Source organism: Legionella clemsonensis, from assembly GCF_002240035.1.
GTDB lineage: Bacteria > Pseudomonadota > Gammaproteobacteria > Legionellales > Legionellaceae > Tatlockia > Tatlockia clemsonensis.
In genome coordinates this window covers 2,144,036-2,163,587 of record NZ_CP016397.1, presented here as the reverse complement: position 1 = coordinate 2,163,587, position 19,552 = coordinate 2,144,036, and the positions used below count along the sequence as shown (strand labels likewise).

Genomic DNA, 19,552 nt, shown 5'->3' with positions numbered 1-19,552 from the left:
ATCTTGCATTAGACGTCTGCAACCCATTTTCCTTGAATAAAGGGACCATTTAGGGAAAGCTCATGACTCACAGGCTCATTGAAGCGCTGTGGGAATTCCCCAGAAGCTAATGAAAACAGGTTAAAGTAGTGTTGAAACAACCATCCCGCCAAAAGAGTAACTTGTCCCATACCAGCATTGAACTCATAACTTGCCCCAAGCTTCGTCTCAAGTTCTGGCACTAAACTGGTTTGCTTCACGTAACGACTGAAGGGGGTTATTCTTGGACCACTTAAGTTATTGCCAGATAGCTTAGTTTTCGCTTCGCCAACTAAAAGAGCCATGGCACTTTTGGCAAATACGGCAAAACCATGAGGCAGTTGACGAGAAATATCACCGCCCAAACGAGGGCCGAGACCGCGGTATGTTGCTTCTAATGAAGCAGTGTGGAATAAAGACGTTGGAAAGGTTAATATTTGTTCATATTGCTGGATGTCTCTATCAATATTGCCATTTGCGTATTGCAAGCCCCCGTGGAGGCGCAAATTAGTTTTGCTTCCCAAGTGACTGTTTTGCGCAAATTCAACATTCACCACATCTAGCCTGGTTTTAAAATTTAAATAGGCGGTTTGAGTTCTAGGTATAGATGCTTCAGGAAAAAAAGCACTCACACTGTCATTATACTTGTCGTTAAAGTGCAGCCAATTGACATTGACATCATTACCCGTATTGAAATGATAACTTCCTTCTGCCATAAATCCCCAATCCCAGGGAGATTTTACGCTATGATAATGCAAGTCATTTATTAAAATTCCACTGCGTAAATAAGGATTTAGCAAGGGGGAAGTAGGCTTCAGGTATAAAGCGCCGATACCGATATCCCATGCACGATTTTCACAAGGCACAGTTACTCCCTCGGTTTGACAGCCCATGGTGCCGCTGTAACTTGTGTTCGCTATGAGTAACAATCCTGAGAATAAATAGGGTTTAAACATCCTGTTTTTCCTAGTGTAAATTGTTTTGGTAATTTATCCTAAATAAATCTTTTCTAAAAGCAAGAAAAATATTTATAAAGCCTGTAAATGGTGATTATAAAAAAACAGTTTATTCGGTTGCGCTGGAAAATGGAGTTGTTGTGCTATATTTGATCAATATAGAATTATTATTCTTGACTATAAGTCCAGAATTTCGAGGGAGTGAGACATGGCGCACCCAATTTTTTCTGCTTTACCCCAACCAAGACGTCCCATTATTTATATAAAGCCTGATATTACTGTTGATGAATGCGTTAGAATTATGACCGATAAAGATATCGGGGCGTTAGTTGTAAAAGATGACTTAGATATTGTAGGAATAGTGAGTGAGCGGGATATTATTCGCTCTTGTCTAAATCGTGATTTGAATCCACACACGACAACCGCTAAACAAGTTGCTTATTTGAATGTAAGTATTTTGGATTTATTTGATCCTGTTGAGAAAGCAATGGAAGTAATAACACAAACTAAACGACGTCATCTGCTCATCAGGGAACAGGGTGAGCTGGTTGCTATTTTATCGATTGGAGACTTATTATTCCATTTACTTGAAGATAAAACCCGGGTCATTGAGCAGCTAGAAAATTATATTCATACTTACTAAAGCATCGAACTTCTACGTATGATCTTGCTCTAATATACAAATGGCAGAAAAGCACTGTATAGTAAACTGTGAGTAGTTTTGCTATTACAAGGACATTAAAATGAAGTTGCTGTTTAAGTGGTTTGTCGTTAGTTGTTTGTGTATTTCCCTACTATGGGCAAGCTCCAAACCCTCTGAGTGGTTTATACAAGAAAATCAGACAGTTAAACTGCAGGTCAGCTTGTTTTTATCTTCAACTTGTCCTCATTGCCATAAGGCAGATAAATTTTTTCAGCGCCTTGAAGCAACTATCCCCTGGCTTAAGGTTAAACGCTATACGATAAATAAAGATAAACAGGCGCTTGAGACCTTTAATCAATTTTTACAACAACAGAAGTCAACCGATTTTAGTGTACCTGCTATCTTCTTTTGTAACTCTCACTGGATAGGTTTTGCTGATGCTGAAACCAGCGGAAGAGAATTATTGCGTGGATTAGCTTATTGTCATGATCAAGTGATTAAAACAGGACAATTAAATAGCAAAACGACTACCGTGTTACAGCAATGGGCCAATGCCAACTGGTATGGCAATGTACTCATTTCCAAACCCTCTGTCGCTTCTTTAATCCCCATGATGGCCATTTCTGATGCTCTAAACCCCTGTTCATTATTTGTAATGTTTACTTTGGTGGCATTTCTGTGGCTCGCCAAGACACGCCAGTTACGATTGGCTGTCGGATTTTTATTTATTATTACCGTTGGTATTGTTCATTACCTGCAACAAGTTTTCAGTGCACTGTTTTTTCAGTGGAGCCCTGCTTTTCGTATTCCGGTGCTATTAATTGGATTAGCGCTGTTGGCTTATACGTTGGGGTATTTTAAAAGATTAGATGAGAAGAAATCCTCTCTATTTCTCGCCTTGGGAATTTTAAGTGCCTTAGGTGCTCAGATATATATGCAAACTTGCACGCCCAACTTTGCCCTGGTATTTGAACAATGGCTTCTAACACAGCAATATTCTACGTTTACAACCATTGTTTTCCTGATTGTTTATCAATTTATCTACATCATTCCCTTATTGTTGCTAATGTTAATAGCAATTTGGTTAAGCAAGGCTGCTCGCTTTACGCAATACCAGAGTATATTCAAAAAAATTGCTCATCTCTTTCTGATAATCATTGCAATCCTTTTTATTATTTACCCGTCAGCCTTTGCGCAGTTGGCATTGTCTCTTTTAATAGTGGCTGTTGTAGTAATCATGGCAATTTTACTGAGAAAAAAAACGCTACCATTACTATAGAGGGACTAATCCAGGATGCAGCATGATAAAGGATGATGATAGACCTCCTTTTTTCCCTATTCCTTACGAGGTAGAGGAGGGAACAACTTATTATTGGTGCGGTTGTGGCAAAAGTCAAACCCAGCCACTCTGTGACCGAAAGGATTGTGGCGCACAATGTGTGCCATATAAAGCTATAATTACAGAGACAGTCTATTTTTGTGGCTGTAAAGAAACGAAGGATCCACCGCTGTGTGACGGATCACACGCTAAAGTGATGCTTGAATTTCTTAAAAAAAGGAAAAATTAAAACGATAAGCATAATGATTCGAAAGGGAATTTAATAATGGAACAACAATTAAAGCAAAAAATTGTTAATACGATTAGTCATTATGAGGAACAATGTAACAAGCTTCAGGGTGAAGTGGATGTACTTAGAAAAGCAATTGATAAGTTAACAACTTTACCGAGTGGAATTCATATTGATTTAGACAAGCATGTTTTAGATTTAAAAGATGCCCTTAAAGAAAATGAGGATCCTCTGTCTATTCAGCATCGTGTTGCTTCCCTGGTTGATGTCATGTCCAATCTTCAACAAAAAAGACAAGAAAATAAAATTATTATTACTGATTTTATTAAACAGGGAGCTGATCTTCTCAGTCAGAGGCTCATTGAGTTAAAGGATAAACATGCTTTCGAACGTATGGAGCAGTTGTTGAAAACTGATACGGATGAAAGAAAATTAATTGGACAGTTTAATCAATTATTAAAAGAATGTGTCAATACTGTGGCGCAACAAATTCAATTTTGTGAACAACATCATCCTGCAGTAACTGGAGTAATGGATACTCAAATTAACTCGCAGCTTTTGCAAATTATGGAACATCTTCCTGTTCCCGATGATCTGCTCAAGAAGCAGGAAATAATTAAAACGGAATTAAATAAAGACTTGACGGAAGAAAAGCTGCTTAAGGTAATGGAAGATTTAACGGATTTGGTCGTGAAATCATTTAACTTCGAGCAAAATCGCTTCAAGGGAATTTTATATGAATTAGCCACCCACTTGCGGGATTTTGGTAAGTATCTACAATTATCAAGGGACGATACTATTTTAACTAGAAATAGCACGGAGCAATTGGAAGCAGGCGTACAATCAAGTATCGAAGACATTAGAAATCATCTTGATAGTTCGCAATCACTTGAGGAGTTATCTCAACGCATTGAAACAAATTTAACTGCTATAGGATCTCATATTGAAACATTTAAAAAATGTCAGGAAGAACGATTGGAAGTCTATGAAAATAGGTTATTGATTTTACGGGATAATTTAATGGAAACAGAGCGTGGGGCAAACGAAATAAAAAATATGTTGTCCTTCGAAAAACTAAAGAATAATCAGGACAGTTTGACTGGCTTACCTAACAGAGCCTCTTATGAAGAGCACCTGATGGATGCTTACCAGCGCTGGAAGCGAGGATGTGGTGATTTATCGATTGCCATCGCCGACATTGACAACTTTAAACAGATTAATGATACCTACGGCCATTTGGCAGGAGACAAACTCTTAAAGAAAATTGCTGCACTGTTTAAATCATCGATTCGAGCAGTTGATTTTATTGCCCGTTATGGCGGTGAAAAATTTATTTTTATTTTTGAACGTACTCATTTAAATAATGCAGCCAAGGTCGCTGAAGAATTGCGAAATCTGATTGAAGAATATGAGTTTTATTATCGCGATAAGCGAGTCTATGTGACTGTTTCTTTTGGTTTAACTAATTTTCAGCATGGGGATACCCTCGAAACCTTATTTACCCGTGCTGATGAGGCAATGTATGAAGCCAAACATCGTGGTAAAAATCGGGTGGTAACTTTATAATCACCCTTGGAATCTTAACAAAGCACTTGATCTGCACTTTCTGATTTGGGATCATCAGAACATTCAAATTTGTTGGTGCTAGTATGAGCAAGTTAAAAAACATCCCGATTGTGGTTGAAAGTGGGCAAAAATACCGCACCCAGCAAGGGATTATAGCCATCAAGGATGGTGTCAAATCAAGTGAGGTTGCCTCTGAGCGGCTCTCTAAACCAAAATGGTTACGCATTATCAATCATACTACCCCAGCTTATCATCAGGTTAAAGAGCAAGTTGTAAAACACCAATTGGCTACAGTGTGTGAGGAAGCAAAATGTCCTAACATTGGAGAGTGCTGGTCTCACGGTACAGCGACTATTATGCTTATGGGGGCAGTGTGCACCAGAGCTTGCCGCTTTTGCGCCGTAGACACTGGTAATCCTCATGGATGGCTCGATGTCAATGAACCTGCCAATACCGCCAATACGGTCGCTCTCATGAAACTTGACTATGTCGTTTTAACCTCTGTTAATCGTGATGATTTGCCGGATGGTGGCGCTAAACATTATGCAGATACCATTCGCGCTATTAAGGCCCGTTGCCCACAGACCAAAATTGAGGCGTTAACACCTGACTTTCAGGGTGTAGAAGCAAGCCTCATGACTTTATTAGACAGTGGTGTGGATGTGTTCGCTCAGAATGTTGAAACTGTGGAACGGTTGACACACCCTGTGCGTGATAATCGTGCAGGTTATTGGCAAACTCTGAATTTGTTGGCTTTTGCCAAGCGTTATCGCCCTGATGTGCTTACAAAAACCAGTTTAATGCTTGGTTTAGGTGAGACGGATGAGGAAATTATCCATACTATGGATGAATTGCGCGCACAGAATGTAGATATTTTAACCTTGGGCCAATACCTGCAACCCACAAAAAATCATTTACCTGTTGTACGTTATGTAACACCTGAAAAATTTCTAGAATTTCGGGAAATTGGCTTGCAGAAGGGATTTTTTGAAGTGGCTTCAGGTCCTTTAGTACGCTCAAGCTACCGAGCAGATCGCATCTTTAAGCAGGATAATTTGGGATTATCCCGTCGTCCCTCAGATGCAGAATGAAGGATAAATCTCTAAAACTTACAGCACGTTATCCTAAAAGTCACATAGTCACTTCAAGGGATCTCCTGAATGTGGCTTAAGAACTATTCCTGCAAGTTCTTTTGCGATGTGCCCCCCAAAGTGACTGTGGCGCTTGAGTGACATCGTTGTTTTATTTTTACTGACTTATTATCAAATAATCTTGACTGCCTCTTAATCACCGTTTTAGAATGGTTAATTTCTATTCTATGGCCTTCTATTAAATCAGAGAATAGAGCTTAACCGACAAAAGCAGGAAGGAAAAAATTGTCAGTACCTCTTATACCGACCATTCTGTGCGGTGGGGCCGGGTCGCGCTTGTGGCCAGTCTCTCGTGAATTGCATCCCAAACCCTTTATTCGTCTTGCTGATGGCCAAAGTTTATTGCAAAAAACGTTTTTGCGCGCAGTATCTCTTGCAGATGTACAAGAAGTCTTGACGGTTACCAACCGTGACCTTTTTTTTAAAACAGAGGATGAATTTCGTGAAACTCAGAAAGACACAATAAATTTATCTTTTATTCTTGAGCCCTTCGGCCGTAATACAGCAGCAGCAGTTGCAGCGGCAACACTTCGTGTTGCAGAACAATATGGTGAAGAGGCGTTAATGTTGGCATTGCCGGCTGATCATCTAATTTCGGCTCAACAAGCATTTGTGGACGCAGTAACTAAGGCGAAAGAGTTGGCTCTGGCAGGTAATATAGTTACTTTTGGTATTGAACCACAAACACCTGAAACGGGTTATGGCTACATTGAAACCAAGGGCAACGCAGTCGTTCGCTTTATTGAAAAGCCGTCTTTAGAGAGGGCAAAACATTATTTGGAAAGTGGAAATTTCTTATGGAACTCAGGCATGTTTTGTTTTACGGCCGGCACAATGTTACAAGAAATGGAACGCTATTGCTCCGAGGTTTTGCTGGCAACCAAAACATGCATTGAATTATCACGTATAGCCACTGGCAAAGGCTTTTCTCAGATCGAGCTCGAAACGCAAACCTTTCATCACGTTCCTGAAATTTCACTGGACTATGCAGTGATTGAGAAATCAGCAAAGATTGCAGTTGTGCCTTGCAATATAGGCTGGAGCGACATAGGCTCCTGGAGTGCTTTAGGTGATTTATCTACTCCGGATCAAATGGGAAATCGGATTGAAGGAGAAGCTCTTTTACATGATGTTTCTAATTGCTATATACGAAGCCAAGAGCGACTGGTTGGGGCAATTGGCGTTAATAATCTTTTTATCATTGATACCCCCGATGCATTATTAGTGGCTGATAAAACACGAGCCCAGGATGTAAAAGCTATCTATACTCAGCTAAAAGCACAAGGACATGAAGCTCATAAAGTGCATCGCACAGTGCATCGTCCCTGGGGGTCCTACACGGTATTGGAAGAAGGGTCTCGTTTTAAAATTAAACGCATTGAAGTACGACCTAACGCAAGCCTCAGCCTACAAATGCATTATCACCGCAGTGAACATTGGATTGTGGTAAGTGGTATGGCCAAGGTCATTAATGGTGATCAGGAAATGTATATTAATACCAATGAGTCAACCTACATTCCTGCTGGTCATAAGCATCGTTTGGAAAACCCCGGTGTAATTCCACTTGTCATGATTGAGGTGCAAAGTGGGGAATACATGGGTGAGGATGATATTGTTCGTTTTGAAGATCAGTATGGGCGTAGTTAATCTAAGACTATCTCATAGAGGCAAAACTATAGGAGTAATGATAAACGAAGCAACAGGCTAAATGATACATCAAGACAGGGTATTACCAAGTTTGGCGTTAAGGTTTATTTTCTCTTCCTGCTAACCACTGCTGTTTTGTCTACTATCCTGTTACCTTCGTATCTAAAGCATCTCGTTATTTAAAACTAAAGGAATTTCCCATGCCTTGTTTAACTTTGGTTTTTCGACATTAATTAATAAATTATTTTTTTCAGAATAACTTTCTAGGCTACCTGTTATCCCATATCGATAATTCAAAACTAAATTGTCTTTTAAAACGCTAAAGGCTGTTTCAGAAGCTAACCAGACCGCTATAGATTTAAATAAGGGAGTTTGGAAATTGGAGAAAATATTATTTTGGATATAACAATTCTGCGATGGATTTAATAAAATTAAACCAACATATTCTAAGCGATAGTCAAGTTCTTTTGTTGGTAATTGAGGTGCTAAAATAACATTGTTTAAAATTTTACATCCTGAAGTATCCCGAATATTTATGCCGACTAAATAAAAATTCACTTTATCTTTAGGCTGAAAAAAATTCATATTATTAATAAAATTTCCACTAACATTTACATTGGATCCCGAGAGATTAACTGCAACATATCTAGTATTGGTAAAACTCATATTTATTATGTTTAAGTTTCTCCCCCCAGAGCCGGATATAGCAAACCAAAAACCATTCAAATATCCATTTTTAATAGTGATATTACTGTGGTTTCCTAATTTTATACCAATATTTTGAGAGCCTGGTTCTGGATCACTTAATCCTTTTCCATTTAAGTCAAGAGTAACAGAATCTGAATTAATGGTAAGGAATCCTCTTATATTACGATCTAAATAATAGCATCCTGGCGTAGAGATTGTATTATTGTTAAGCAAATGACAATTTGCTGAAAGTGCAAACAATAGGTTACAAGTTAATAATAAAAATACAGCTAAAATTAACTTGGCTATTAATTCCTGTTGATATTTAAAAAACATTGTAATCCTGTGGCCGAGATGCTTATTTAATCCTACCAACAGGTTTTCCATTGTGCAATCCGCTGGTCGATTATATTTGGATGAAAAGGTATAATGCTTCTTGATACCAGTTAGGCCACAAAGAGTTATGCTGATTCTTGATAGTTTCTATAGCTGATAAATTAGGTGTGACTCCTGTCATTTTTCTGGAAATTTGTAGTAGACGAGCAGAAAGAATTAGTAAATAATTTCCTCTCCCTCGGGAGTTTAATTTAAGCAATCATTGTAAATAATTTGTAGTGGCAGGTAATTTTGATATGAGTAAATTCCTTAGTGAAATTGATAAAAAACGTTTTGGTTTTAATATTGCAAAAATTAATGAATGGGATACTTCTCCTGCCAAACTTATTCAACAACTCCGTAATGACAATATAAAATTAGTCATAAGCCGACTACCGACAGAAAATGTCACTCTCATAAATGAATTAGAAAGTTTGGGTTTTCAATTAAAGGATACTCAATTAACCTATCGGTTTGACCTAAGTCGTATTTTTTTTGATTCAGTAGAAATTCCTGATAAGCTTGAAATGCGTGAAATAGTAGAAGCTGATTTGCCGCTGGCAGCAAAACTGGCAAAAAATTCTTTCAAAGGCTATGGTCATTATGCAAATAATAAACAACTTGATCAGTCAAAAATTGAGGAAATTTATGAGGATTGGGTTGTCAATAGTTTTAATAATCCTGATTTTGCAGACAAATTTCTTGTAATCGCTTCAGGCGAAGATATTGCAGGGTTTTTAACATTCAAATTAATTAACCAGAACGGTAAAAAATATGCTAAAGGAGGAATTGGTGCTGTTTCTGAAGTTTATCGTAATCAAGGGATTTTTAAATTATTAAATAAAGGTGGTCTGTTATGGGGTAAAACTTTAGGGTTGGATTGGATTGAACATAATGCTCTTAGCACCAACTACTCAGTAGGTAGAGTATTCACATCGCTCGGTTTTTATAATGCGGCTTCCTATGTTACATTACACTGCTGGCTTGAGTAAGGTCTATTCCATTAATAAAACAGTTCATGTCACACTTAAAATTGATAAGAGCAAGCAACTGTTTCAGAACGAGTCTTACCGTAATTATCTTAATACCTCTAAGGAGTTATGTATATGAAAGGTATTATCTTAGCAGGTGGAACTGGAAGCCGGTTATACCCGATTACTAAAGGTATTTCAAAGCAATTACTACCAGTATACGACAAGCCAATGATTTACTACCCACTTTCTGTGTTGATGCTATCAGGAATTCGTGACATTTTGATCATCACTACACCTGAAGATAAGAGTGCTTTCATGCGTCTTCTGGGAGACGGTGAGCAGTTTGGAATTAATCTGAGTTATGAAGTACAGACTAAACCTGAAGGTTTAGCGCAGGCCTTTATAATTGGTGAATCCTTTATTGCTAAGAATTCTGTATGTTTAGTGTTGGGCGATAATATTTTTTATGGGCAGGGATTTAGGCCTAAGTTAAAAGAAGTAGCAAACCGAACAATGGGTGCTACAGTATTTGGTTATCAAGTTAAAGATCCTGAACGCTTCGGTGTGGTTGAATTTGATGATAAATTGCGTGCTATTTCTATTGAAGAAAAACCTAGTAAACCTCGTTCGAATTTTGCAGTTACTGGTTTGTATTTTTATGACAATCAGGTTATTGATATCGCTAAACAAATTAAACCCTCTTATAGAAATGAACTCGAAATAACTTGTGTTAATCAGGTTTATCTCGAGGCGGGTCAATTAAATGTTGAATTATTAGGTCGAGGATTTGCCTGGTTAGACACGGGTAACCACGAAAGTCTTTTAGAGGCTGGTATGTTTGTACAAACTATTGAACATCGACAAGGATTAAAAATTGCTTGTCTAGAAGAAATCGCCTACAACAATGGATGGTTAAATAATAGTCAGATTTATGAGATAGGAATGTCTTTAAATAAGAGTAATTATGGTAATTACCTGCTCTCTCTACTGGAAAAAAATCAAGTCAATGCTCTTTTATATAGCTCAAAAAATAAATCAGAATTGATTGCAGGATAAGCGTATGATTTGCTTTAATAAACCTCCACTACTGGGCACTGAACTTACTTATATTTCTGAAATTATTAATGCCAACGCGAAACTATGTGGTGGTGGTAGCTATTCCAAGCGTTGTGAGGCATGGCTAGAACAACCTGCCACTGTAAGAAAAGTACTACTTACTCCTTCTTGTACGGCTGCTTTGGAAATGGCGGCTTTATTAATTAATATTCAGCCAGGTGATGAAGTTATTATGCCTAGCTATACCTTTGTTAGTACTGCCAATGCCTTTGTTTTACGTGGAGCAAAAATCGTCTTTGTTGATATTCGACCAGACACGATGAATATTGATGAACAAAAAATAGAGGCGGCGATTACTGAGAAAACAAGAGCGATTGTTCCTGTGCATTACGCGGGCATTGCTTGCGAAATGGATAGTATCATGGCATTAGCCCACCGCTATAATTTATATGTTATTGAAGATGCTGCTCAAGGAGTGATGGCTACTTATAATGAAAAGCCTCTTGGTTCTATAGGTCACTTAGGGTGTTACAGCTTCCATGAAACTAAAAATTACACCTCAGGTGGTGAGGGTGGTGCCTTATTAATTAATGATGAGCGTTTTGTTGAGCGTGCAGAGGTTATCCGCGAAAAAGGAACGAACCGTTCACAATTCCTAAAAGGACAGATAGATAAATATACATGGAGAGATATTGGTTCTAGCTTTTTACCAAGTGAACTTCAGGCAGCATACTTGCTGGCGCAGTTAGAAGCTGCTGAGCAAATTAATGAAAAGCGCTTGGCACTCTGGCATCAATATCATGAAGCGTTTGCGTCAATAAAAGAAGAGGAGCTTATTGGTCGTCCACACGCGCCTTCCGCATGTAAACATAATGCGCATATGTATTACTTGAAGCTAAATACACTGGCAAAAAGAGATGCATTTATCAATAAAATGCAAGCTTACAATATTCAAACTCCCTTTCATTATGTGCCACTGCACTCAAGTCCGGCAGGCTTAAAATATGGTAGATTCTCAGGAAAAGATGAGTACACAACTGTAGAAAGTGAAAAACTTGTGCGTTTGCCACTTTGGTATAACTTATCGCATACTGATGCTGAGGTAGTTATCTATCGAGCTATTACCTGTCTTAAGGAACTATAGTGCAGCAGTTTAAAGTTGCCATGCTCACCGCTGTTTCCCATTTAAGTCGTCTCTTGGTTAGTTTATATATCATAAAACAAATCGCAATAACTCAGGGGCCTGAGGGATTAGGCTTGTTGGGTAATTTTATGACCTTGGTAACGATTGCTGCGACACTGGCAGGAGGCGGTATTAGTGCTGGTATTATTAAATACATTTCCGAATACACAGGTTCTCTTTACAGACAATTTCGTTTCGCAGGAAGTGCTTTTTTTTACACTGGATCCTGTGCATTATTTACCTTGGCGGTTGGGTTATTGTTCAGTGAGCAACTGGCTGCTTATGTTTTTCTGAATCAAGATTATCGTATTTATATTTATTTTTTCTTGATAGCGCAAATATTCATCGCGTTTAATAATTATGCTTATGGTCTTGCGAATGGTTTTCGCAATAATACGGCCTATGCTGTTTTAGTGATTATAGGAAATTTTCTTGCAGCTGCACTTGCCAGTTATTTAATACCTAACCATGGTTTTTGGGGGGCAACGATCGCTGTGACTGCCCCTATACTTTGTCCTTTCTTCCCAGCAATTTATTATGCGTTGTCAAAACGTTTATGGCGCTATTTACGTTTTGATTCCGTTAAGCAAGATACTGTTTTACTTAGTAAGTTTAGCCTGATGCTACTCTTTAGCACGGTCTGTTTTCCTATTGTCGAAATGTTTATTAGGAATAAGATTATTGCTCTAATGGGTATAGAGGCGGCCGGATTTTGGCAGGCAATTACCAAACTGTCGGCTGCTTATCTGAGTTTTTATTCGCTTTTTTTATCATTTTATTTTGTGCCTATTATCTCACCGAAACAAGATAATCGAAGCATTATGAATGAAGTAAACAAAATGGTTTTTTTTATTGGTGGGTTATTTCTTGGAATGATGCTTTTCTTTTTCTTCTACAGAAATACCATCATTACATTAGTTTACACTGACAAGTTTTTAGCAATAAATCATTTATTTTTGTTGCAAATGCTGGGTGATTTTTTCCGAGTAATTGGATGGGTGGTGGGTTTTGTGGTTGTGGCAAAAGCAGCAACCAAGCTCTATATCCTAGGTGAAATTTTACAGGGAGCACTTTTTATTCTGTTATGTTCTATCGAGCTCCATTATTCTGTTTCTTTATCTGCCGTCATACTAGCCTATATAGGCACCGCTTTTATATATTGCCTAATAGTATTGACGCTGTTTTATTATTTTTTTAGAACTAAACGCGACACATGGGTAATGGAAGTATAGATTATGTTAAATGCTACGGTTGTTGTATCTTGTTACAATCAAAAAAATTACATTGGCGAAGCACTGGAAAGTGTTTTAACTCAACAAACGGATTTTGATTTTAATATTTTAATTTCTGATGATTGTTCCACTGATGGCACGCAGCAAATTATTGCTCACTACCAATCACTGTATCCTGAAAAAATTACAACACTATCACGTGATAAGAACATTGGTGCAGGAAGAAATTACATAGAATCTCATAAAAGGGCTACAGGGGATATAGTATTTCATCTGGATGGTGACGATATCATGTTAGCTGGTAAGTTACAGAAACAATTTGATTTATTTAAAGACGAATCGGTGAATTTAACTTTTCATCGTGCTCTGTATTTTTCGGATGATTTGAGCTACCAAGCGGAAACCGGTGCACCAGTGCCTAACTCCGATATTTTGTATTTTGATGTAAAGGACTTAGCGCTCTGGGGTACAGTCGCGGTACACAGTTCTTATGCCTATCGCCGTTCCGCACGCAAAGTAATGGATCCAAAACGTGATTTTATGGAGTGGTTTTTTGCCATGGACTCTCTGATTCCAAAAGGAAAAGGGGCTTATATCAATGAAATATTAGTTAAGTACCGTTGCAATCCCACCGGTGGGGCTTATCTGGCAAGCAAAGCAGGAAGACAGAAGGCGTATAATATTTATTTTAATGATTTATCGCAATATTTTGATGCCTATCCAGCGTTACGAAAAGAGCTATATACTAATTGCCTTGTAACGACATTGGCTATGATCAAAGGGGGGTGTGGCTATCCTAAACACATTATTGCTTTCCTTTTTAGAAAATTTTATTACTTACGACTTTCCAATTTTAAGAAGACACTAAAAATGCGCTCCTCAGTGGCACCCGCCAAGAAAATTAGATGAGGAACTATGCATATTCTGAGTGAAACTTGGGTTTGTCCCAGCGAGGACTGTACTCAGGCTACAGAAATATAGTCATCCTGAAGTAGCGAAGAAGTTCATGAGGACTTTAGAAAATCAACTTTGTTAAAAAAATATTTTTTAGACATAGTTGATCTCCAAGTGATAAATTCCAGTGAAGCTTGTCAGTTCAGAGTGACGCTAAGCCCTTTGATTTTAAAATTGTCTCTTTCTGCTTTTGAAATGTTTTAATGTAATTTTGCATGGGTTTTTCAATAAAAGAATAACTAAGATAAGAAACAGCCAAGATAAGAGGAAATCCAAGACAGAGGGTAAAAAAATGAGGTAGATGTAAAGACAATGAAATCGGCCGCAAAAGGGCTAATGCCAATAAATGACATAAATAAGTAGAGTAAGACCAATTGCCGATAGTTATTATCCATGTACTATTAAGTCGCTGATTTAGCGAAAGAACTGCAATAAAAATAAACGCACAAGGTACGCCACTTCGTAGACAGTGATGCCCAATGGGTTGTTCAATAATAAATAGAAGGGTGGCAAATATCATTAAAATGATCGACATGGAGTAATGAATTTTTTGTACCCAACCTCGTTTCCATAAGCAATAAATCTCCATGCCAAGGGAGAACTCAAGAATAATTTTATTGGAATAAAATAAAAAATCATGACCCGCTTTGTGTGTCACAAAGATTAATAACAAAAGACCAACAGTTGTGGCAACTAAACGAAATTTAAAAGGAAACAATAGGGTAAATGCAAAAATTAAATAAAAAACCATTTCGTAATTTAATGTCCATCCTACAGTTAGCAACGGAAAAAATCCTATACCGGAAGGATTTTTCGCGGGTAAAAATAGAAGACTTTTTAAAAGAAACACGGGTTCAAAAGCCGTTAGTGGAATCAAGTTCTCATAATTAACCACTAGAGCAGTAATGAGAAGGGTATAGAACCAGTAAGCAGGGGCGAGACGAGCCATTCGTTGCACCATAAATTGTTTAAAATGAACTGTCTTTCCAGAAGTAGAATGATAAATAACAAAGCCGCTAATTATAAAAAAAAGGTCTACTCCGTAGGCACCATAATGTAGAAAGAATGAAGCTATTCGGCCTGATACTTCAGGTGTACAATAAAGTTGCACGAAATGATGTAAAACAACCATCCAGGCTGCCAAGGCTCTAAGATATTGAATGGCATTAATCATACTACGACAGAAGGAAATCCCTGTTTTTTTGCACTTTCAACACCAGGCTGGTCAAAGGCATTAATGTTCCAAATGACACTTTGAGTGTAAATTTTATGCTCATAAAGTGCAACGAGTTGTCCAAGGGTAAAAGGAGAGCAATCGACTAATTGAATGTGAGTTAGAGGTTTATTGCCAGGAATATACCCACTGGGATTTTCAGGTTCATGAACTCCATGCGCTAATATATGTCTTTTGGCTTCAGACATCGCATTAATTAATTCATTATTAAAGGATTTAATAGTAATAAAATCTAAGGCAACTTGATGAGTGCCTTGGCAAAGCAACTGGTAATAGCTGTGCTGTGCCTGATTGCCTAAACCACCCCAAACAATAGGACCTGTTGCATAGTTAACTGCTCGTCCAAGTTTGTCGATAGATTTCCCATTACTTTCCATATCCAGCTGTTGAATATAAGGAACAAAATAGTCAAGCTGTTGAGTGTACACAAGGATTAATAAATTATGAATATGCAAAAAATTATTATTCCAAATACCTGTTAATCCTAAAAGAACCGGTAAATTGCTGGAAAAAGCAGTCTCTTGAAAATGCTGGTCCATGCTGTGAGCACCGGCTAACATCTGTGAAAATTGTTCATAACCAATCGCAATAGCAGTAATTAAACTGATTGCTGAGCAAAGCGAGTAGCGGCCACCCACCCATTCCCATATTGGTAATACATTATTAAATCCACTGTTTTTTGCCTTTGCTACATTAGCAGTAATTGCAATAAAATGCTTATCAACTTGAGTTGGATTATTGAGCCAAGCCAATGCTTTTTTAGCATTATGCAATGTTTCTTTAGTAGTAAATGATTTGGATGAGACAATAAATAAGGTGGTTTCTGGTTTTAGGTGTTGAACGACATTATCTAAAGCATGAGGGTCAACATCTGATACAAAGTGATAGCGTAAGCGCTTGTTAGTAAGATTAGCTAAGGCACGAATGGTAAAACGAGGACCTAAATCCGAACCTCCCATGCCAATGTTTACGATATCAGTGATTGGTTTTCCTGAAAAACCAACCCATTCTCCATTTCTCAAAGCATCTGAAATGATTTTAATTTTTTCACGTGTTGCAAAAATATCAGGAATTATATTCTGATTATTGACATAAATAGGGGTACTATCTAAGATCCGCAAGGCGGTATGGAGTGCTGGTCTTTTCTCGCTATTATTGACCAACTCTCCTTGCATTAGTGCTGCAATTTTATTTTTTAAATCGCATTCTTCAGCCAACTGAATCAATAACTCAAATGTGGTGGAGTTTAAGCGTTGATTACTAAAATCAAGCTGAATATGAGATGTTGATGCTAAAAGAGCATTACTCCTTGCTGCGGATTGTTTTAAATCGCCAATAGTTTTCAAGCGTAAAGACTGAAGGTGATTTTCTAAGTCAACCCACGAATTGAGTTCTGTTAGTTGCTTCATGCGAGATTATTTAAGTTTTTCTCATAAAAATACCACTAATGGCGTTGCAAATAAATAGGAAGATGATGCAATTGATATTTAGATATAGGGATGGATTAAAAATTGACCATTTTCCTCTTGTTCATTATCTAAAGGAAAAAATTTAAAAAATAATCTCATTTTTCTTGTTTTTTTAGTATAATGCTCGGCTGTTTTTTCAGACTTATATAAATGTTCTTAAAGGATTATAAGTTAATCAATATGGTAAGTCATTTTTTATCAAAATATATAATTTATTATCCTCTGAAGAACACTGAGAAATGCAAAAAAATTAATTTTATTTCTTTTTAAGATTTAAAAGCGGACTTTCTTAAGATTTTGTTAAGAATCATTGTGTAAACTTACGATCGAACAGCCTAAAATTGTTCATAATTAAATCAAGTTGTAGTCACCGAGATCACCATGGAAGTTCATGGAATAGGTGGTGGCTGCCATCTAAGGGAGAATTTAGTCATGCTAATTTTGACTCGGCGTATTGGTGAAACCTTAATCATCGGTGATGATGTAAACATTACCGTATTGGGTGTAAAAGGAAATCAGGTGCGATTAGGTATTAATGCACCAAAAGATGTTTCTGTGCACCGTGAAGAAATCTATTTACGTATACAACAAGAAAAAGAAGCAACTGATAGCGAAGAGGCTGTATAAATCCGGATTTCATTGCAGTCCTCCAGTCCCGAGTACAAAAGGAGTTGGTCGCTCGGGACAAATTTCATTATTGAAAATGAAAAATTTTTTCTTTTAATATTCAAACGAATTATTCTACTGACAATGACCTCACGATTACCAGTCGATAGTCTCCTGTGCAATTATCCTGTCGTTTACCATATCGAATTCCTCAGAAGTTAAAGCTGTCTGACAAGCTACTTTGCCTTTTTTGTTAAAGGTAGAAACAGTAGGACTATTAACAGCATATTTGCAAGATGTATGCATTATTTAATTATTACCATACCACCCTGTAGTTGGAGTTGAAAATGTAAACCCGTAATTCATACCTTTAATACTGTTATTACGAATATAAGCATTTGTTCTTAAATTAGGATTGCCGCCAATCCAAATGCCAAAACTACGTCCTTGAAAAGTGCAGCGAGTGGAGAATTTTTTTGTATTATAAATGCTATTAAAGCTTGCTTCTGCACACTGCAATTATTACTAAAGAAATACCAACACTTTCTCCTTTACCACAAGCATAGGTTTCTGTAACTGTATTATTTTCAATGATAACACCAGGACCAATCGCTTCAATTCCTATAGCAAAAGAATTTGCAAATAATTGTGTTCCTCCCGTGTTATTTATAAAGCAATTTTTGACAATATTATGAGCTCCCTCGATTCTAATTCCACGGAAAAGACAGTTTCTAATAGTCATTTTTTCAATCAGATGTCCACCTGAAACCGTATTAGAATCTGCGGATGAGTCTTTAGAGTCGGTAAGGTAGATACCATACAAAAATCCGCGGATATTTCCATTTTTAATAGTAATGTCTCTGATTTAAAGCATAAATACCAAAATCAATATTATTGTCTGGTGAACTGGAGCTAATAGTAAATTTGTGTAAATCTAACGTGACCCCTGACGTGGTAATTGTTATTGCATGATTACTAGCTGAATTAATGATTGTTCATTAAGCAGTATAATTTTCCGGCTTATTGATAGCGGTTGGCAGTTGCAATATAGGAGTACAATCAGTTTGTGCAGTGGCTAATGGAAGATATCCAAAAGTGAGAAGAAAAAAGAAAATTATTTTCCGGGCTCTTTGTTGAATTTTATAACTCATGGGTACCCTCCTTTCCGTTATTCTTAGTGCTTTATTTAATTCAAACTATATATTTAAACCCTGTAAGCGTATGCAATTACATGGCAAAATAGATTTTTACATATAGGCAGCAATGAAGACTACGCTACTTGAAAAGAGATTGCATTAGAATCAAAAAATCGTAGCGCTTATCTTGAAGAAAATGAACTAACTGTCAGAGTATGAGTGCTTCAGACGTTTAATTCTTTTAAATGAGCGAACGGTCTTTTATTTTTTAGCTAAAATTATATCGATTATGTGAGTATCGTGATATGGAAAGGTAAACATCTGACCGAAAAGACGCTTCAAGCGCTTTAGTAAAAAATTTTTAGGCAGCATTCTGATAGCAAGGTTATTTAAAAACCATGTTCCTTCGATACCAAATTTTATTAATTCTTCAATATTATCCAACATAATGGGTATATATAATCGCTCGTGGCGCACCATTTTAAATTGATGCTGGGTAAAAATATGCATAAGTTCATCAAGACCAGACACGACTGTGGTGTTTTTTATTAACGTCTTATAGTAATGTCCAATCACAGTGCTCAACAACGTTCCTCGGGCAATAAAATTAGCTAGGTAATGTTGAGCCACAGGAAATGATTCGTAGGTTGTGGTAATGAGAGAGAAATAACCATTTGCTCGTGTTAGCAAATCGGCTTCATTAAATAATGTGTGGATAGGAATATAGGCATTAATAAAATGAGCTAATACCAAATCTTGGCTGTGATGGGGAAGATAATTGCTCGCTTCAGTGGCACTAGCCTCAATTGTTGTTAAAGGTAAAGCGCGGCGCGCAAGAGATAACATTTCAGGTGAAATATCAATACCCGTAAAATCTGCCTCGGGCATAATTTCTTTGAGCTTTTTCAGGAAAACTCCATTACCGACACCGAAATCCAGTACTTTATAATGAGATCTTAACCCTAAATGCTCCCGTTTAATTTGCGCTATCGCGGCACGATGACTTTGGCTTATTGAGCCAAATCGATCCGCGGTAGCATAATTGGCCGCAATTTGATCATACATGGCCTTTAGCGACACCTAAATTTCCAATTAAT

General features: G+C 37.3%; 19 protein-coding genes. 12 read left to right on the top strand and 7 right to left on the bottom strand.

The genetic code is table 11. The features are described 5' to 3' along the window. Positions 1 to 8: 8 nt before the first annotated feature. Positions 9 to 974, bottom strand: coding sequence for an Lpg1974 family pore-forming outer membrane protein (locus tag clem_RS09410; RefSeq protein WP_094091320.1), 966 nt, complete (start codon positions 972 to 974; stop codon positions 9 to 11). A gap of 208 nt (positions 975 to 1,182) precedes the next feature. Between clem_RS09410 and clem_RS09405 the strand changes: the two genes are divergently transcribed. The 6 genes from clem_RS09405 to clem_RS09380 all read left to right on the top strand — a co-directional run bounded on the left by clem_RS09405 (position 1,183) and on the right by clem_RS09380 (position 7,549). Further along, positions 1,183 to 1,617 carry a CBS domain-containing protein gene (locus clem_RS09405; RefSeq protein WP_094091319.1) on the top strand — a complete coding sequence of 145 codons (435 nt, stop codon included), beginning with the start codon at positions 1,183 to 1,185 and terminating at the stop codon, positions 1,615 to 1,617. Positions 1,618 to 1,717: 100 nt separating this feature from the next. Then, entirely contained in the window at positions 1,718 to 2,896 is a 1,179-nt protein-coding gene (locus clem_RS09400) for a glutaredoxin family protein (RefSeq protein ID WP_094091318.1), read from the top strand. 22 nt (positions 2,897 to 2,918) lie between these two features. Continuing rightward, entirely contained in the window at positions 2,919 to 3,185 is a 267-nt protein-coding gene (locus tag clem_RS09395; RefSeq protein ID WP_094091317.1) for a CDGSH iron-sulfur domain-containing protein, read from the top strand. Positions 3,186 to 3,221: 36 nt separating this feature from the next. Then, positions 3,222 to 4,751 (top strand): GGDEF domain-containing protein, encoded by a 1,530-nt coding sequence (locus clem_RS09390; RefSeq protein ID WP_094091316.1) that lies wholly within the window; start codon positions 3,222 to 3,224, stop codon positions 4,749 to 4,751. A gap of 83 nt (positions 4,752 to 4,834) precedes the next feature. Then, a complete protein-coding gene (gene lipA / locus clem_RS09385; RefSeq protein WP_094091315.1) occupies positions 4,835 to 5,842 on the top strand; it encodes a lipoyl synthase in 1,008 nt (335 codons plus the stop codon). Positions 5,843 to 6,127: 285 nt separating this feature from the next. Next, positions 6,128 to 7,549, top strand: coding sequence for a mannose-1-phosphate guanylyltransferase/mannose-6-phosphate isomerase (locus clem_RS09380; RefSeq protein ID WP_094091314.1), 1,422 nt, complete (start codon positions 6,128 to 6,130; stop codon positions 7,547 to 7,549). A gap of 162 nt (positions 7,550 to 7,711) precedes the next feature. On the opposite strand, the gene clem_RS09375 is transcribed toward clem_RS09380, so the two are convergent. Continuing rightward, on the bottom strand, positions 7,712 to 8,572 hold the full coding sequence (locus clem_RS09375) for a hypothetical protein (RefSeq protein ID WP_094091313.1): 861 nt from the start codon (positions 8,570 to 8,572) through the stop codon (positions 7,712 to 7,714). Between the two features lie 278 nt (positions 8,573 to 8,850). Here clem_RS09375 and clem_RS09370 point away from each other — a divergent pair, with 278 nt between their 5' ends. From clem_RS09370 to clem_RS09350, 5 genes are all read left to right on the top strand, one after another. Continuing rightward, on the top strand, positions 8,851 to 9,603 hold the full coding sequence (locus tag clem_RS09370) for a GNAT family protein (RefSeq protein ID WP_094091312.1): 753 nt from the start codon (positions 8,851 to 8,853) through the stop codon (positions 9,601 to 9,603). A gap of 114 nt (positions 9,604 to 9,717) precedes the next feature. After that, on the top strand, positions 9,718 to 10,641 hold the full coding sequence (rfbA, locus tag clem_RS09365) for a glucose-1-phosphate thymidylyltransferase RfbA (RefSeq protein WP_198333106.1): 924 nt from the start codon (positions 9,718 to 9,720) through the stop codon (positions 10,639 to 10,641). Between the two features lie 4 nt (positions 10,642 to 10,645). Then, positions 10,646 to 11,785: a dTDP-4-amino-4,6-dideoxygalactose transaminase gene (gene rffA / locus clem_RS09360; protein WP_094091310.1), complete on the top strand. Its 1,140-nt coding sequence runs from the start codon at positions 10,646 to 10,648 to the stop codon at positions 11,783 to 11,785. Then, positions 11,785 to 13,056 (top strand): O-antigen translocase, encoded by a 1,272-nt coding sequence (locus clem_RS09355; protein ID WP_094091309.1) that lies wholly within the window; start codon positions 11,785 to 11,787, stop codon positions 13,054 to 13,056. The genes rffA and clem_RS09355 overlap by 1 nt, the downstream gene beginning before the upstream one ends. Before the next feature lie 3 nt (positions 13,057 to 13,059). After that, positions 13,060 to 13,965, top strand: a complete 906-nt coding sequence (locus clem_RS09350) for a glycosyltransferase (RefSeq protein ID WP_094091308.1) — start codon at positions 13,060 to 13,062, stop codon at positions 13,963 to 13,965. A gap of 187 nt (positions 13,966 to 14,152) precedes the next feature. On the opposite strand, the gene clem_RS09345 is transcribed toward clem_RS09350, so the two are convergent. Together clem_RS09345 and pgi are read right to left on the bottom strand one after the other, a co-directional pair. Continuing rightward, positions 14,153 to 15,184 carry an acyltransferase family protein gene (locus clem_RS09345; RefSeq protein ID WP_094091307.1) on the bottom strand — a complete coding sequence of 344 codons (1,032 nt, stop codon included), beginning with the start codon at positions 15,182 to 15,184 and terminating at the stop codon, positions 14,153 to 14,155. Then, the gene (pgi, locus tag clem_RS09340) at positions 15,181 to 16,653 is read right to left on the bottom strand and encodes a glucose-6-phosphate isomerase (protein WP_094091306.1); all 1,473 of its coding nucleotides are present in this window, start codon (positions 16,651 to 16,653) and stop codon (positions 15,181 to 15,183) included. The genes clem_RS09345 and pgi overlap by 4 nt, the downstream gene beginning before the upstream one ends. Before the next feature lie 492 nt (positions 16,654 to 17,145). Here pgi and csrA point away from each other — a divergent pair, with 492 nt between their 5' ends. Beyond that, complete coding sequence (gene csrA / locus clem_RS09335) at positions 17,146 to 17,340, top strand: carbon storage regulator CsrA (RefSeq protein ID WP_058449027.1); 195 nt, start codon at positions 17,146 to 17,148, stop codon at positions 17,338 to 17,340. Positions 17,341 to 17,812: 472 nt separating this feature from the next. Here the strand turns inward: csrA and clem_RS09325 are convergent, their stop codons facing one another. From clem_RS09325 to clem_RS09320, 3 genes are all read right to left on the bottom strand, one after another. Beyond that, positions 17,813 to 18,142: a right-handed parallel beta-helix repeat-containing protein gene (locus clem_RS09325; protein WP_094091304.1), complete on the bottom strand. Its 330-nt coding sequence runs from the start codon at positions 18,140 to 18,142 to the stop codon at positions 17,813 to 17,815. A gap of 175 nt (positions 18,143 to 18,317) precedes the next feature. Further along, positions 18,318 to 18,470 carry a hypothetical protein gene (locus clem_RS14850; protein WP_157698221.1) on the bottom strand — a complete coding sequence of 51 codons (153 nt, stop codon included), beginning with the start codon at positions 18,468 to 18,470 and terminating at the stop codon, positions 18,318 to 18,320. A 246-nt stretch (positions 18,471 to 18,716) separates the two neighbouring features. Next, entirely contained in the window at positions 18,717 to 19,535 is an 819-nt protein-coding gene (locus tag clem_RS09320) for a class I SAM-dependent methyltransferase (RefSeq protein ID WP_094091303.1), read from the bottom strand. Between the last annotated feature and the right edge of the window lie 17 nt (positions 19,536 to 19,552).

What these genes read in the sequence shown, in the direction of transcription:
- pgi (WP_094091306.1), bottom strand. Translation starts at nt 16,653, where the DNA reads ATGAAGCAACTAACAGAACTCAATTCGTGGGTTGACTTAGAAAATCAC.
- clem_RS09375 (WP_094091313.1), bottom strand. Translation starts at nt 8,572, where the DNA reads ATGTTTTTTAAATATCAACAGGAATTAATAGCCAAGTTAATTTTAGCT.
- clem_RS09345 (WP_094091307.1), bottom strand. Translation starts at nt 15,184, where the DNA reads ATGATTAATGCCATTCAATATCTTAGAGCCTTGGCAGCCTGGATGGTT.
- clem_RS09400 (WP_094091318.1), top strand. Translation starts at nt 1,718, where the DNA reads ATGAAGTTGCTGTTTAAGTGGTTTGTCGTTAGTTGTTTGTGTATTTCC.
- lipA (WP_094091315.1), top strand. Translation starts at nt 4,835, where the DNA reads ATGAGCAAGTTAAAAAACATCCCGATTGTGGTTGAAAGTGGGCAAAAA.
- clem_RS09350 (WP_094091308.1), top strand. Translation starts at nt 13,060, where the DNA reads ATGTTAAATGCTACGGTTGTTGTATCTTGTTACAATCAAAAAAATTAC.
- clem_RS09410 (WP_094091320.1), bottom strand. Translation starts at nt 974, where the DNA reads ATGTTTAAACCCTATTTATTCTCAGGATTGTTACTCATAGCGAACACA.
- csrA (WP_058449027.1), top strand. Translation starts at nt 17,146, where the DNA reads ATGCTAATTTTGACTCGGCGTATTGGTGAAACCTTAATCATCGGTGAT.
- rffA (WP_094091310.1), top strand. Translation starts at nt 10,646, where the DNA reads ATGATTTGCTTTAATAAACCTCCACTACTGGGCACTGAACTTACTTAT.
- rfbA (WP_198333106.1), top strand. Translation starts at nt 9,718, where the DNA reads ATGAAAGGTATTATCTTAGCAGGTGGAACTGGAAGCCGGTTATACCCG.
- clem_RS14850 (WP_157698221.1), bottom strand. Translation starts at nt 18,470, where the DNA reads ATGAGTTATAAAATTCAACAAAGAGCCCGGAAAATAATTTTCTTTTTT.
- clem_RS09405 (WP_094091319.1), top strand. Translation starts at nt 1,183, where the DNA reads ATGGCGCACCCAATTTTTTCTGCTTTACCCCAACCAAGACGTCCCATT.
- clem_RS09390 (WP_094091316.1), top strand. Translation starts at nt 3,222, where the DNA reads ATGGAACAACAATTAAAGCAAAAAATTGTTAATACGATTAGTCATTAT.
- clem_RS09395 (WP_094091317.1), top strand. Translation starts at nt 2,919, where the DNA reads ATGATAAAGGATGATGATAGACCTCCTTTTTTCCCTATTCCTTACGAG.